Source organism: Ottowia oryzae, assembly GCF_003008535.1.
GTDB lineage: Bacteria > Pseudomonadota > Gammaproteobacteria > Burkholderiales > Burkholderiaceae_C > Ottowia > Ottowia oryzae.
The window spans coordinates 3,721,789-3,735,998 of the sequence record NZ_CP027666.1 but is presented as its reverse complement, the minus strand read 5'-3'; the positions used below and the strand labels follow the sequence as shown (position 1 = coordinate 3,735,998).

The 14,210-nt window shown below is 68.0% G+C and carries 14 protein-coding genes; 6 read left to right on the top strand and 8 right to left on the bottom strand.

The window, feature by feature from the left end:
• Positions 1-106: 106 nt before the first annotated feature.
• Genes ampD through C6570_RS17065 form a run of 5 tightly spaced genes read right to left on the bottom strand, consistent with a single transcriptional unit; the run spans position 107 to position 5,072 of the window.
• Positions 107-730, bottom strand: coding sequence for a 1,6-anhydro-N-acetylmuramyl-L-alanine amidase AmpD (gene ampD, locus C6570_RS17085; protein ID WP_106704287.1), 624 nt, complete (start codon positions 728-730; stop codon positions 107-109).
• A complete protein-coding gene (locus C6570_RS17080) occupies positions 717-2,288 on the bottom strand; it encodes a sigma-54-dependent transcriptional regulator (protein ID WP_106704286.1) in 1,572 nt (523 codons plus the stop codon). Before C6570_RS17080 ends, ampD begins: the two co-directional genes overlap by 14 nt.
• Positions 2,285-4,045 (bottom strand): sensor histidine kinase, encoded by a 1,761-nt coding sequence (locus tag C6570_RS17075; protein WP_245896234.1) that lies wholly within the window; start codon positions 4,043-4,045, stop codon positions 2,285-2,287. Before C6570_RS17075 ends, C6570_RS17080 begins: the two co-directional genes overlap by 4 nt.
• Entirely contained in the window at positions 4,042-4,266 is a 225-nt protein-coding gene (locus C6570_RS18525) for a PP0621 family protein (RefSeq protein ID WP_106704285.1), read from the bottom strand. The genes C6570_RS17075 and C6570_RS18525 overlap by 4 nt, the downstream gene beginning before the upstream one ends.
• The gene (locus tag C6570_RS17065; RefSeq protein ID WP_106704284.1) at positions 4,263-5,072 is read right to left on the bottom strand and encodes a cytochrome C assembly family protein; all 810 of its coding nucleotides are present in this window, start codon (positions 5,070-5,072) and stop codon (positions 4,263-4,265) included. Before C6570_RS17065 ends, C6570_RS18525 begins: the two co-directional genes overlap by 4 nt.
• Before the next feature lie 96 nt (positions 5,073-5,168).
• Between C6570_RS17065 and ffh the strand changes: the two genes are divergently transcribed.
• The 5 genes from ffh (at position 5,169) to C6570_RS17040 (ending at position 9,814) form a co-directional block, all read left to right on the top strand.
• Positions 5,169-6,587 (top strand): signal recognition particle protein, encoded by a 1,419-nt coding sequence (gene ffh / locus C6570_RS17060; RefSeq protein WP_106704283.1) that lies wholly within the window; start codon positions 5,169-5,171, stop codon positions 6,585-6,587.
• Between the two features lie 319 nt (positions 6,588-6,906).
• Positions 6,907-7,179: a putative hemolysin gene (locus tag C6570_RS17055; RefSeq protein WP_106704282.1), complete on the top strand. Its 273-nt coding sequence runs from the start codon at positions 6,907-6,909 to the stop codon at positions 7,177-7,179.
• Positions 7,180-7,407: 228 nt separating this feature from the next.
• Entirely contained in the window at positions 7,408-7,881 is a 474-nt protein-coding gene (locus tag C6570_RS17050; RefSeq protein WP_106704782.1) for a low molecular weight protein-tyrosine-phosphatase, read from the top strand.
• 280 nt (positions 7,882-8,161) lie between these two features.
• Positions 8,162-8,851 carry a C40 family peptidase gene (locus C6570_RS17045; RefSeq protein WP_245896233.1) on the top strand — a complete coding sequence of 230 codons (690 nt, stop codon included), beginning with the start codon at positions 8,162-8,164 and terminating at the stop codon, positions 8,849-8,851.
• A 216-nt stretch (positions 8,852-9,067) separates the two neighbouring features.
• Positions 9,068-9,814, top strand: a complete 747-nt coding sequence (locus C6570_RS17040; RefSeq protein ID WP_106704281.1) for an oxygen-binding di-iron domain-containing protein — start codon at positions 9,068-9,070, stop codon at positions 9,812-9,814.
• Positions 9,815-9,939: 125 nt separating this feature from the next.
• Here C6570_RS17040 and C6570_RS17035 read toward each other — a convergent pair whose 3' ends face one another.
• Together C6570_RS17035 and C6570_RS17030 are read right to left on the bottom strand one after the other, a co-directional pair.
• The gene (locus tag C6570_RS17035) at positions 9,940-10,878 is read right to left on the bottom strand and encodes a diacylglycerol kinase catalytic domain-containing protein (RefSeq protein WP_106704280.1); all 939 of its coding nucleotides are present in this window, start codon (positions 10,876-10,878) and stop codon (positions 9,940-9,942) included.
• Positions 10,875-11,963, bottom strand: a complete 1,089-nt coding sequence (locus C6570_RS17030; protein WP_106704279.1) for an SPFH domain-containing protein — start codon at positions 11,961-11,963, stop codon at positions 10,875-10,877. Before C6570_RS17030 ends, C6570_RS17035 begins: the two co-directional genes overlap by 4 nt.
• Positions 11,964-12,055: 92 nt before the next feature.
• Between C6570_RS17030 and C6570_RS17025 the strand changes: the two genes are divergently transcribed.
• Positions 12,056-12,781, top strand: coding sequence for an NUDIX hydrolase (locus tag C6570_RS17025; protein ID WP_106704278.1), 726 nt, complete (start codon positions 12,056-12,058; stop codon positions 12,779-12,781).
• 193 nt (positions 12,782-12,974) lie between these two features.
• Here C6570_RS17025 and metK read toward each other — a convergent pair whose 3' ends face one another.
• On the bottom strand, positions 12,975-14,156 hold the full coding sequence (gene metK / locus C6570_RS17020) for a methionine adenosyltransferase (protein ID WP_106704780.1): 1,182 nt from the start codon (positions 14,154-14,156) through the stop codon (positions 12,975-12,977).
• Between the last annotated feature and the right edge of the window lie 54 nt (positions 14,157-14,210).

Below are 14,210 nucleotides of genomic sequence, written 5' to 3'. Positions count from 1 at the left end.
AGCTATCATACATATAGCAGGTTGATTCCGCGCAGGACCCGCGTCAGGTAGCGCAACTACCGTCCATGCAGCGGCTGCGCGAGACGCGCAGATGTGCGTCGAAGCCTCAGTCCCGCACGATGCGGGCCGCGTCCCAGCCCAGGCCACGTTGCAGGCGCGCCCAGTCAAAGCCTGGCCCCGGATCGTGCTTGCGGCCGGGTGCGATGTTTTCGTGGCCCGTGACCGCCGCGATCGGGTAGTGCGCGGCCAGTGCGCGAATCAGGCGGTCCAGGCGCTCGTACTGCCGCGCGGTGAAGCGCTCGCCCCCCAGGCCTTCCAGTTCGATGCCCACGGAATAGTCGTTGCAGTTGTCGCGCCCGCGAAAGCTGGACCGCCCGGCGTGCCAGGCGCGGTCATCCACGCTGACGAACTGCCACAGCGCGCCGTCGCGGCGAACGTAGAAATGCGACGACACCTCGATGCCGCGAATCTGCAGGAAGTACGGGTGCGCGTCCCAGTCGAGGGTGTTGGTGAACAAGGCCTGCACCTCGTTGCCACCGTACTGCCCGGGCGGCAGGCTGATCGAATGCACCACAGCCAGATCGATCGCCGTGCCGGGCGGCCGTGGGCCGAAGTTGGGCGACGGCAGCGCATGCGCGCGGCGGTACCAGCCGTGTGACCACACGCCGCGCGCTTGGCCCGCGCGGGTGGCGCTGGCCGCGGCCGTGGCGGCTGGCTCAGTGGTCGCCATGGCCGGGGTCGTCGCTGCCCGGTTCAGTGATGCCCAGGCGCGACATGCGGTAGCGCATCTGCCGCAGGTTCAGGCCCAGGCGCGCGGCGGCGGCCGTGCGGTTGAAGCCGGTTTCATCCAGCGCACGCACCAGCACCCGGCGCTCTTGCGCGTCCAGCCAGCCTTCCAGGTCTTCCGGCAGCGTCTCCGGCAATGGCAGGTCACCGGCGCCCGTGGGCGCGCCCGCGCCGTGAGGCGCGGTCAGATCGATGTCGAGCATCTCTGGGGCCGGGCCGTGTGCGGCGTCGAACAAGGGCAGTTCGCCAAAGCCGGAATCGCCCGCCTCGCCCAGCGCCATCGCGCGGTGCAGCAGGTTTTCCAGCTCGCGGACGTTGCCCTCCAGCGGCGCAGAGAGGATGTCGGCCATCTGGCGTTCGGTCAGGCGCGGCACGACGCCCGAACCATCGGCGGCGATGCGCGCCAGCAGTGCCTGGCAGAGCGCGGGCAGGTCTTCGCGGCGCTCGCGCAGCGGCGGCACGATCACCTCGATCACGTTCAGGCGGTAGTACAAATCCTGGCGGAAGCGCCCGGCCTGCACTTCGGCCGCGAGGTCTTTGTGGGTGGCGCTGACGATGCGCACGTCCACCGGTTCTTCCTGCGTTTCACCCAGCGGTCGCACGCGCCGCTCTTGGATGGCGCGCAGCAGCTTGGCCTGCATCGCCAGCGGCAGATCGCCGATCTCGTCCAGGAAAAGCGTGCCGCCTTGCGCGGCCTGAAAGAAGCCCTCTCGGTCAGCCGCGGCGCCCGTGTAAGAGCCCTTGCGCGCGCCGAAGAACTCGGCTTCGAGCAGGTTTTCAGGAATGGCGCCGCAGTTCACGGGCACGAAGGGGCCGTTGCTGCGGTGGCTGTTGGCGTGCACCGCCTGGGCGACCAGCTCTTTGCCGGTGCCCGATTCGCCCTGCACCAGCACCGGCGCCATGCTGCGGGCCACCTTGGCAATGCGGTGCTTGACGGCACGCATCGCCGGCGAGTCGCCCACCATGCGCGCCAGTGCCTGTGCACCGGCGCTGTTGGCCGATTTGTCTGGCGTGGCACACAGTGGAGCGGGCTGGCTCGGCGCTGGGGCAGGTCCGTGGGCAGAGCCCGATTCGATGCGGGCAGGCCCGCTGTCGGTGAAGCCCGGCGCGCGCGCCGGCGCCTGCATGGCCGAGGCCACCACGCCGCGAAACTGCTTGAGATCGACCGGCTTGGTCAGGTAGTCAAAGGCACCGGCTTTCAGCGCCTCGACGGCATTCTCGGGCGAGCCGTAGGCCGTGATGACGATGCAGCGCTCAGGCCGCCCCTGGGCCACCAGCTCTTTGAGCAGATCCAGGCCCAGGCCGTCGGGCAGGCGCATGTCGGTGATGACGATGTCGAAACGCTCTGCGGCCAATTGATCGCGCGCCTCGGCCATGTTGGCGGCGCTGAGCACCTCGTACCCGGCGCGCAACAGGGTCAGCTCGTACAGCGTACGCAGATCGGGTTCGTCGTCCACCACCAGCACGCGGGCACCGGCGGGGTTGGAAGCAGGGGAAGTCATGTCGGGGGTGCGGAATCCAAGAAAGTCGTCACGAAGGCGCCAGGTGCACGCCGCAGGCTGAGAAAGAACTCATTGCCATCGACGGCCACACTGCCTTGGGCGCGCTCGGTGCGTTCGTAGCCGATGCTGGCGCCGTGGCGCTCGCACAGTTCGCGGCAGATGAAAAGCCCCAGGCCGCTGGAGCGGCTTTCGGAGGAGAAAAAGGGCTCGAACAAATGGCGGCGCACGCTGGGTTCCAGCGGCGGGCCATTGCTCCAGACCATCAGCATGGCGGGGCCATGGCGCACGGGGTGGGTGCTGACCTGGATCGCCCCAGCCTGATGCGTCGCGTAGCGCGCGGCATTGTCCAGCAGATTGACGAGGATGCGCCGCAGGTGTTCGGGCGAGAAGACGACTGGCAGCTCCGGCATGCCCAAATGCAGCTGCACGCGCGCGCCAGCGCCATGCTGGGCGATCCACTCGCCGCAAAAGCGGTGCACCAGCGCGTCAAGCTCCAGCGTGTCCGTCGCCGCGTGCGGATCGGCAGGCCCCTGCGCGCGCACGACGTCGAGCACGTCTTCGACGATATGGCCCAGCCGGTCGGCGTTCTGGCGCACCATGGTGGTCAGGCGCAGCAGGGCAGGGTCGGTCAGATCTTCTTCCAGCAGCGCATTGGCTTGGCTGATGGCGGCCAGCGGGTTGCGGATCTCGTGGGCCACGGCGGCGGACATGCGGCCCATGCCGGCGAGCTTCTCGGTGCGCAACTGCGCTTCCATCTCGCGCAGATCCTGCATGAACATCACGCAGAGGCAGCGCCCGCTGTCACTGACCGTGGGTGTGCGCTGGGTGCGCACTTGCAGGCGGCTGCTGTGCCGGTCTTCGTGGTGCAGGGTGACCTCCATCGCGTCGACGGGTTCGTCCTCAAACGTCTGCCGGGCGATGTGGGCCAGCTGCAGCCATGCGGGGTTGTCGTCCAGCGCGAACTGGTCGGGCGTGACTTCTCGGTCGGAGCCCAGCATCAGCCGGGCTGCCGGGTTGGCGCTGCGCACCATGTAGTCGGTGTCGACCACCAGCACGCCATCGTCCATGGCGTCGATCACCATGCCGTTGACCAGCGATTGCACGTGCGCCTCGATGCGGCTGCGCCGTGCGGCGACTTCCTCGCGCGCCAGTCGGGCCGACAGCTGGTTGGTCAGCAGCGCCAGGATCAGCATGCCTCCGCCGGCCAAGCCCGCTTGTGCGATCTCGCCAGTGCCAGCCCAGCCTATGTCGTTGTTCCACAGCGAATGCGCGAGCAGGGTCAATGTGACCAGCGCCGCCGTGCCCAGCGCCAGCGCGCGCGAGCCCATTACCGCACTCATCAGCACCGGCAGTGCGACCAGCGGCACGTAGTTGATGCTGCCGACTTGATTTGCTTGGAGTACGACGAAGAAGACCAGATCCAGGCCAGCGGTATACACCCACTGTCGATCGAAAGAACGGCCCGGCCCTTGCGGCGTGGCCAGCGTCCGCGCCAACACTGTCATAGCCAGGTAGCCCGTGCATAGGCCCAGAATCCACAGCGGAAGCGGTCGCACCCAGAAGTGAACGGCGACGTGCAGGCCCAGAATCGCCGCCGCGATCAGCAGCCGTGCTGACATGAACGCCGTCCAGAGCCGCGCGAACCCCGGTAGCTCGGTATCGCCGTCCGCAGCGCCCATGGGCGAACCGGGCAAGATGCTGGGCGGCAAGGTCTGCGTCGAGAGCGAGCCTGGCCGGTTGCGCACGGCGGCGTTCATGCGCCTTCGCTTTCTCGCCGGTGGGCGGTGCTGCAGTAGGTGCCGCGCTGGCCGGCGATCGCTTCATCGCCTGGCACGTGCGTGCCGCACCGGGTGCAGCGAACCATGGGCAAGGTGGGCGCGGGCGCTGGCCGGGCGCGCGGCGGTACCTGGCGCTGGCGGCCGCGTTTCCATAGCCATACGCCGGCCAGCACGGTCAGCAAGACAACCAGCAGCTTCATGCACTGCGCCCCAGCAGCACTTCCAGCACAAAGCGCGACCCGACGTAGCCCAGCAGCAGCAGCGCGGCGCCGATGTACAGCACACGCACCGCCCGCCGGCCACGCCAGCCCAGGCGCCACCGGCCGATCAGCAGCGCGGCGAAGGTCAGCCACGACAGCACGGTGAAGGTGCGCTTGTGGTCCCAGCGCCAGCCCAGATCGTTGCTGCCATAGATATGCTCGCCAAAGAACGCGCCGGCGATCAAGGTCAGCGTCAGCAGCACGAAGCCGGCGCCGACGAAGCGGAACATGAGCCGCTCCAGCGTCAGCAGCGGCACCCCGCCTTCGCCGGCCTGAGAGGCCGTGCGCATCTGCTGCTCGGCCCGGGTCATCAGCCACCCGTGGGCCACGGCGGCGGCAAACATGCCGTAGGCCGCAATGCCCAGCGCCCAGTGCAGTGGCAGCAACACGGAAGAGGTGTGGGGCAGCGGCGTGCCCGGAAAGACCTGCGCCAGCACGATGGCCACCGTGCCGAAGCCCGCCAGCGCCCAGCGCGCGCGCATCTGCGGATACAGCTGGCTTTCCACCGCGTACACCGTCAGGGCCAGCCAGACGGTGATCGACAGCGCCTGCGCAAAACCGAAGCGTGGCGCGTCGTTGAGCAGGTTCCAGCCCAGCAGCAGCCCGTGCAGCACCCAGGCGATCAGCAGCACGCGGCGCGCGCTTTCGCCGCCCATGGCGCGGGCGCCCAGCGCGGGCACGGCATAGGCCAGTGCCGTGGCGGCGCTCAGCAAAAGGCCGACGGGGGAGTCGCTGGCTAGAATCATGGGCAAAGTTTAGCGGCTAGGCCCGTGCCCGTCGGGCCCCGCGCCGCGATCTACCGGCTTTAATGCACGCGTCCCGCAGGGCGCGCGACCTTCCCCATGGCCACAGCCCTTACCGACAAACTCTCCAGCCTGGTCAAGAAAATCTCTGGCCAGGCGCGGATCACCGAATCCAACGTGCAGGACATGCTGCGCGAGGTGCGCATGGCCCTGCTGGAGGCCGACGTGGCCTTGCCCGTGGTGCGCGACTTCATTGCCCGCGTCAAGGACAAGGCCATGGGGCAGGAGGTGCTGGGCAGCCTGAAGCCCGGCCAGGCGCTGGTGGGCATCGTCAACCGCGAGCTGGCCGCCACCATGGGCGAGGGCATCAGCGACCTGAACCTGGCCGCGCAGCCGCCCGCCGTCATCCTGATGTCCGGCCTGCAGGGCTCGGGCAAGACCACCACCACGGCCAAGCTGGCGCGCCACCTGGTGCAAAAGCGCAAGAAAAAGGTGCTGACCGTGTCGGGCGACGTGTACCGCCCGGCCGCTATCGAGCAGCTGAAAACCGTCACTGCGCAGGCCGGGGCCGACTGGTTCCCCAGCACGCCCGACCAGAAGCCGCTGGACATCGCCAGTGCCGCGCTGACGCACGCCAAGACGCACTTCTACGACGTGCTGATCGTCGACACCGCCGGCCGCCTGGCCATTGATGAAGCGTTGATGCAGGAAATCAAGGCCCTGCACGGTGCGCTGAACCCGGTCGAAACCCTGTTCGTCGTCGATGCCATGCAGGGCCAGGACGCGGCCAACACCGCCAAGGCGTTCAAGGACGCGCTGCCGCTCACCGGCATCGTGCTGACCAAGATCGACGGCGATTCGCGGGGCGGTGCTGCGCTGTCGGTGCGGCAGATCACCGGCGCGCCGATCAAGTTTGCGGGCGTGTCTGAAAAGATCGACGGCCTGGAGGTTTTCGACGCCGAGCGGCACGCCGGCCGCATTTTGGGCATGGGTGACGTGGTGGCGCTGGTCGAGCAGGTGACCGCCAACGTCGACATCGAAGCCGCCAAGAAGCTGGCCGAGAAGGTCAAGAGCGGTAGCGGCTTTGACCTGCAGGATTTCCTGGGCCAGTTGCAGCAGATGAAGCAGATGGGCGGCCTGGGCAGCCTGATGGACAAGCTGCCCACGCAACTGGCCGCCAAGGCGAGCGACGCCGACTTGAGCCGCGCCGAAAAAGACATCCGCCGCAAGGAAGGCATCATCAACAGCATGACCGCGCTGGAGCGCAAGAAGCCCGACCTGCTCAAGGCCAGCCGCAAGCGCCGCATCGCTGCCGGCGCGGGCGTGCATGTGCAAGAGGTCAACCGCCTGCTCAAGGAGTTTGAGCAGATGCAGGGCATGATGAAGCAGATGAAGGGCGGCGGCCTGATGAAGATGATGAAGCGTTTCGGCGGCATGAAAGGCTTGATGGGCGGCGGCGGCATGCCCCCGATGCCGCCGGGCATGGGCGGCCCGGGCGGCGGCAAGCTGCCGTTCTGACCGCTGCGGGCGTCGGCTGCCCGGCTGCCCATCCGCCCGGTTTCGCCAGGCGCTGGTACTTGAATTGATGGTGCACCCAATAGCCCTTTGGCGCCCTTGCCACCTGCGCTGGTAGCTATTGAAATCGTAGCTATTTGGTTGCTGCACGGTTCGGCAGGCGCTTGTGCCGAATCGCCTGGCGCATGGCTGACCGGCTTGGCGCCACGCCCGGCGGCCTCCGCCGCATCTTTCCCGCCTCGTCCAAGGCATACACTGCTTTGCTGCAACGGCGCGTGCTGCCTGGCGGCACGCGTGTTCCTCAACTTCCATCGTTTGAGCCATGCGCACACTGACTTTGAGCACCTTGACCGCATCCACCCTCCTGGCCGCCGGCTGCGCCGCCTCGGGCCCCGCGCCCGAGCCCGCAGCGCCCAAGGCCAACCCGCCGCTGATCGGCATGCCCAACCCCGCCTCCAAGTACTGCATCGACAAAGGCGGCACCCTGCAGATCCGCAAGGACGCCGCAGGCAACCAGGGCGGCTGGTGCACGCTGCCCGATGGCACCGTCATCGAGGAATGGGCGCTGTTCCGCCGCGACCATCCGCAGAAGTGATTCGCCTGAAGGGCGCGGGTACGGGTTCGGGTACGGGGACGGGTACGGGCGCTGGCCGCAGCGCGCCCGACGCGCCCCGGCTGAGGCTGCGCCACCGGCCTGCGCCGCGGCGCCTGGCTGCGTAGACTGCGGCGCATGACCGCTTCCCCCCGCTCGGGCGCCACGCGCCCCGCCTTGCCGCCCAGCCTGCCGCAGCGCCCGTCGCCCGGCGCACCCTACCGCGTGCTGATGGTGTGCATGGGCAACATCTGCCGCAGCCCCACGGCCGAGGGCGTGCTGGCGCACCGCGCCGCGCTGGCGGGGCTGGGCGACCGGCTGCAGGTGGATTCCGCCGGCACGCACGACTACCACGTGGGCGCGCCGCCGGATGGCCGCGCCCAGGCGCACGCCCTGCGCCGCGGGGTGGATTTGAGCGGCCAGCGTGCGCGGCAGCTCAAGTCGCGCGACTTTCACGATTTCGACCTGGTGCTGGTCATGGACGACCGCAACGAGCGCGCCGCCCGCGCGCTGTGCGCGCCCGCCGACCGCGCCAAGCTGCGCCGCCTGACCGATTTCTGCCGCCACCACGGCGCCGACGAGGTGCCCGACCCGTACTACGGCGGCGACGCGGGCTTTGAGCACGTGCTGGATTTGATCGAGGACGCGTGCGACGGCCTGATCGCCGCGCTGAAAGCGTCTGACGCGCCTGCCAAGGCGGCGTAGGCATGCGGCCATGGCCGACCTTGAGCGCCTTGGTGCGCCACAGGCTGCCGTTCATGCGCCGCTGCGTGGCAGGCAAGGGCAGGGCGGGCCGCTGCGCGTACACGACCTACGGCGAGATTCGCCCAGCCACTAAAAACACCTGTGCGACGGCGCAGATGACCCCACCACGCCGCACGCAGGGTTTCGCCTCCGCAGCAACCCAAGCCGCGCTTGGCGCATCCGATTACTACAAATACAATAGCTGCTGGCGCACGTCGCACCAGCGCCAGGAGCCTGTTTTATGCAGAAAGATGTCCCTGCACCAGCAGACCAAGCCCAGTGGCTTTTGGCCCGCGCGCGCCAGCCGGTGATGCGCTTGACTGGCCCTCACGCAGATCTTCGCCCGTCTATATCGCCTGATCGTCGCGCGTGGCTGGCGGGCGGCGTGGCCCTGGCGGCGATGGCATTGGCCGGGTGCGCCAGCCGGCCAGCGCGCCCCGTGGCGTCGGGCGGCACCGGCGGCGCGGTGGGCGGCACCAGCGGGCGCCGCACACCCCCCACGCCCGCGCCCGCCACGCAGGCTCCGCTGGATCTGGACCCCGCCGCGCGCGAAGCCAGCGTGGCGCAGGCCATGCTGCTGGTCAACACGCCGTACCGCTACGGCGGCAACACGCCCGAAGGCGGGTTTGATTGCAGCGGCCTGGTGGCCTACGTGTTTCACGTGGTCGCGGCGCCGGCCACTCGCCGCCTGCCGCGCAGCACCGCGCAATGGGCCGCCGCCAGTGTGCCCGTCGACGACGCGGCGCTGCAGCGCGGCGACCTGGTTTTCTTCAACACCACGGGTGCCGCGTTTTCGCACATGGGCATCTACGTGGGGCAAAGCCAGTTCGTGCACGCGCCGTCCACCGGCGGCACGGTGCGCAAGGACAGCGTGGACAGCCGCTACTTCGGCGCGCGCTACATGGGCGCGCGGCGCGTGTTCGCTGCCTGAGGCCTGGGCGGTTCGATGGCGGGCGAGGGCAGGCCTTTCGCCTGTCCAGGGCGTTGCAGGCAGGCGCCTGGCCGTCATGCTGATGGCTTCATTGGTCAGAACTTGATGCCCATCAAGTCTGGAGGCGGTGTACAACATTAGATTGCATGCCTCGACTATTGGAGCGCACTCGTGGAGCCCTTGGAACTCTACCGGGACAAGCAGCACGCCTGTCTCATGTTCACCGACCTGTTTGAAGAAGACGGCCAGGCCGTGCAGGCCAACCAGTTTCTGGTGATCGACGGCGAGCAGGCCGCCCTCATCGACCCGGGCGGCAACCAGGCGTTCAACGAACTGCTCATGGGCGTGGGGCGCGAGTTTCCGCCCGGCAAGCTGACCTACCTGCTGGCGTCGCACGCCGACCCGGACATCATTGCCTCGCTTGACCGCTGGATGACCAGCACGCCCGCGCGGCTGGTGATTTCCAAGCTGTGGGAGCGCTTCGCGCCCTACCTCACCAAGTTCGGCAAGACGCAAAGCCGCATCATCGGCGTGACCGATGCCGGCGGCGTGCTGCCGCTGGGCCGCAGCGAACTGGTGCTGCTGCCCGCGCATTTCATGCACTCCGAGGGCAACTTCCACTTCTACGATCCGGTCAGCTGCATTCTTTTCACCGGCGATCTGGGGGTTTCGCTGATCAGCGGGGTCGAGGCGCGCGAGTTCGTGACCGATCTGGCCCCGCACATCCCGCGCATGGAGGGCTTTCACCGGCGCTACATGGCCAGCAACAAGATCCTGCGCCTGTGGACGCGCATGGCGCGCAAGCTGGACGTGAAGATGCTGGTGCCCCAGCACGGCGCGCCCATCCTGGGGCGCCAGGCCATTGCCGACTTCTACGACTGGCTGGACGGCGTGAACTGCGGCATCGACCTGGTGGGCGAAAGCATGTACCAGTACCCCTCCGGCGCCATCGACGTGAAATAAGGCGGCGCTACGGGGCCCTCGTGGGGGCGACCGGGTGGGCGATCGCCGTGCGCTGATGTGGCCCAAAAACACCGCCAGCGCTTGCCGATGCTGCGCAAGGCGATATCAAAATCATAGCAAATCTCCTAGCCAACCACCAGTTGGCCGCTGATGGCCGACGGGGCGATGACCGCCTCAACGCCCGCGCCAAAGCGCAGAAAGTCGGCCTCCATGCCGTCGGAAAAGATCACGCCGCCGTCTGCCATGCGCGAGCGCACCGTCAAAGGCGCGTGCCCGCTGACGCGGCCAAACACCAGCGTGGCCTGGGAGTGGCGGCTGGGAAACGGCTCGCGCACCGCGTACAGCAGCTCGGGCGCGCCCCAGGGCAGTGGCTCGAAAGCGCAGGGTTGCCGGTGGCCCAGTGCGTCGGCCACCGCCACCGAGCCGGTCACCACGCTTTTGATCCAGGCGGTAGAGCCCATGCCGGTGGACACGATCACCCCCGACGACGATTGCAATTCGCTGCGGCCGCCCAGCTTAAGCTCGTACAAGGCCGAGGTATGGCTGCGCGGGCCGACAAAGAAATCGTTGACCGCCAGCAGGCGCTGGCCGTCGGACAGGCGCGCTTCGGCCATGGTGACCGAGCGCACGGCGGCGCTGCCTTGATCGGTGCGGCGGAGCACGTCCGCCAGCTGCGGGGCTTCAAAGGGCAGCAGCACGCCATCCCAGCGCGCGGTGTCGGGGTTCAGGCCCACCAGCGGCTGGCCCTTGTCCAGGTATTTCAGCGTGTTGGCCACCAGGCCGTCTTGCCCCAGCGCCACGACGATGTCGCTCGCGGAAAAGACAAAGTTGGGCAACAAAGCGCGTTCAACCACCTGGTAGCGCCCCCAGGCCGCCAGCGCCTGCATGGCCTGGGCATGCGCCCGGGCGTAGCGCTCGTCTTCCAGCACGTAGTCGGCGAAATCCGCTTGCAGGTGCTCCACGTAAAAGCGCGCCTGGGCGAGGGTGTTGTGGCGCTCGATCAAATCGCGCAAGCGTGTCTTGCGCGTGACCAGCACCACGCGGCGGCGGGCTTGTTCACTCATGATGCGCCCCCTTGCCGGCTTTTGCGGGCGCCCGCCTCGCTGCCGCGGGTGCTGGCTGCGCTGGACTCTGGCGCGTCGGCGGACCTGAGCAGGCCACTGAGCAAATCGGGCGAAACGTTCAGCTGCCCGATGCGCTCAGCGCGCTCGGCAATGCCGCCAAAGGCCTGCGCGATCAGCTGGCTAGGCTGCATGCCCACCGCCGCCAGCGCCTGCACCACGCGGGGATCGGCGTTGTCCAGCGCCTGCATCACCGCGCGCACGCGGTGCGCGTCGGCCTCGGCCAGGGCGCGGGTGTTGTCGGCCTGGCTGGCGACCAGGTCCTTGCGCTGCTGCTCAAGCTCCACGTCGGCGCCCATTTGTTCCTGCCGCAGGGCGTTGGCGCGCCGGGCGACGGCAGCGCGCGCCTCCATCTGGGCCTCCTGAATCTGGCGCTGCTTGGCTTCCACGGCCACCTCGGTATCCAGCTCGTTCTGGCGGATCTCCCGTTCGTTCTGCACGGCGGCCATGCGGCGCTGGTACACGGCAATGTCCGCCGCCTGCAGGTTGTTCTCGCGCGCCTGCGCTTCCAGCGCGCGGGCGATGTCGGGTGTGGGCTTGATCGCCACCACGGATGCGCCCAGTATTTCCAGCCCCAGGGCGCGTATCTCTGGCTGGGCGGCCAGCTGCGCCTGCACCGTCGCCGCGATGGCGGCCGAGGCCTTGAGCGCGTCGCCCAGCGCCAGCGCCTCGATCGCCTGGTGCACCACCACCTTGGCCTGCAGCACCACGCGCTCGCGGAGCCGCTCGGGGTCTTCGCTTGCCTGGCTGCCGTTGGGGCGCAGCGAGAAATCCATCAGCGCTGCCGTGGCGCGGGGGTCGGCCACGCGGTAGGTGACCTGGCCCTGCACGGTGACCGATTGGAAATCGCGGGTCACCAGCTCGAGGATGAAACCCGCATCCTGGCTGGCCAGCGGCACCGCCACCAGCGTGGTGGTGGGCGCGTAGTAGAAGAAAGCCAGCCCTGCGCCTTCGCGCACCACGCGGCCTTTTTGAAACTGCATGAGGTGCGTGGTGGGCTGCGATTTGATGTACCTGATTCCGAACATGACAAGCTCCTTAGCTGGTTCGATCATGTTAGTTGTACAGGACAACTAATATGGGTTGTACAGTACAACTAAATAGGCGCCTGTCAATCTCCATGCACCGCGAACCCGGCCACGATGAGCTCGACTTCCCCCGCCCCTTGGTGTGCGTGGATGTGATTGTTTTCACCGTCATGCAGGGCGTTTTGCATGTGCTGCTCGCACGCCGGCCCAGCGCGCCGGGCGAGCCTTTTCCTGGCGCGCCGTGCCTGCCGGGGGGCTTCATCGACGTGGCCAGAGACGACAGCCTTTTGCAGTGCGCGCTGCGCAAGCTGCACGACAAGACCGGGTTCTCTTCGCCTTACCTCGAGCAACTGGGCAGCTGGGGCAACGCCGCACGCGACCCGCGCGGATGGTCGGCCACGCACGCTTACTTTGCGTTGGTGCCGCCACCGGATATGCCCGTGGCCGCTGCGCGCGACGTGGAATGGGTGCCGGTGGAGCGCGCCGCGCAGATGGCCCTGGCGTTTGACCATTCGGAAATCTTCAGCGCGGCGCTGGGGCGCCTGCGGGGCAAGGTGGAATACACCTCGCTGCCCGCCTTTTTGCTGAACGAGCCGTTCACACTGCCTGAGCTGCAGCACGTGTACGAGGCCGTCCTGGCGCGCCCCTTGGACAAAAGCGCGTTCCGCAAGCGCATGCTGGACGCCGGCTTTCTGGAGCCCGCCGGGCAGGTCGCCCAAACCGTGGGCCGCCCGGCCACCGGCTATCGCGTGCGCGAGAGGGAGCGCGCGGCGATCTTTCCGCGCACGTTCCGGGCCAGCGAGGCTGCGGCCGACTGAAGTGGCCGGGCAGGCGCGTGGCCGCAGGTGGCGGTAAAAATCGGGCTCCAGCGCAGGTGCTGCCTGCGCTGGTAGCTATCATATCTATAGTAATCGGCGCGCCGGGCAAGCCGCCACGGCGCCCGCACGCCTCCAATGAAAACAGGGCGCCCGCTGACGCAGGCGCCCTGTGATCGGTCAGGAAGCAGGGTGATTACAACCCGGCCGACGCGCGCAGCAAGGCCGCTTTGTCCGTCTGTTCCCAGGTGAATTCCGGCTCGTCGCGGCCAAAGTGGCCGTAGGCGGCCGTCTTGGCGTAGATCGGGCGCAGCAAGTCCAGCATCTGGATGATGCCTTTGGGGCGCAGGTCGAAATGCTCGCGCACCAGCTTGGCGATCTGCTCGTCGGGGATCTTGCCCGTGCCTTCGGTGTACACGGTGATGTTCATCGGCTCGGCCACGCCGATGGCGTACGCCACCTGAATCTGGCACTGGCGCGCCAGCCCCGCGGCCACGATGTTCTTGGCCACGTAGCGTGCGGCGTAGGCGGCGCTGCGGTCCACCTTGGTCGGGTCTTTGCCGCTGAACGCGCCACCGCCGTGCGGGCAGGCGCCGCCGTAGGTGTCGACGATGATCTTGCGGCCCGTCAGCCCGCAGTCGCCCTGCGGGCCGCCCACCACGAAGCGGCCGGTGGGGTTGATCAGGTACTTGGTGTTCTGCAGCCACTCGTTGGGCAGCACCGGCTTGATGATTTCTTCGATCACCGCCTCGACGAAGCTGGCCTTCATCTTGGTCGCCGTCTCGCTCTGGTCGGGGCTGTGCTGGGTGGACAGCACCACGGTGTCGATGCTGTGGGGCTTGCCGTCCACGTAGCGCATCGTGACCTGGCTCTTGGCGTCAGGGCGCAGGAAGGGCAGCTTGCCGCTCTTGCGCAGCTGCGCCTGGCGCTCGACCAGGCGGTGCGCGTAGTAGATCGGCGCGGGCATCAGCGTGTCGGTCTCGTCGCAGGCGTAGCCAAACATCAGGCCCTGGTCGCCAGCGCCGGTGTTCAGGTGGTCGTCGCTGGCCTGGTCCACGCCCTGCGCGATGTCGTTGCTCTGCTTGTCGTAGCAGACCATCACGGCGCAGCCCTTGTGGTCGATGCCGTACTCGGTGTTGTCGTAGCCGATCTTCTTGATCGTGTCGCGCGCCACCTGGATGTAGTCGACCACTGCGTTGGTGGTGATTTCGCCCGCCAGCACCACCAGGCCGGTGTTCGTCAGCGTCTCGGCGGCCACGCGGCTGCGCGGGTCTTGCGCCAGGATGGCGTCGAGGATGGAATCGGAAATCTGGTCGGCTACCTTGTCTGGGTGCCCTTCGGAGACAGATTCCGAAGTGAAGAGAAAGCTGTTCGCCATGTCCATTGAATAAACTCCTTGGGTTTGAACGTTGCGTTGCCAACCTACGGGGAG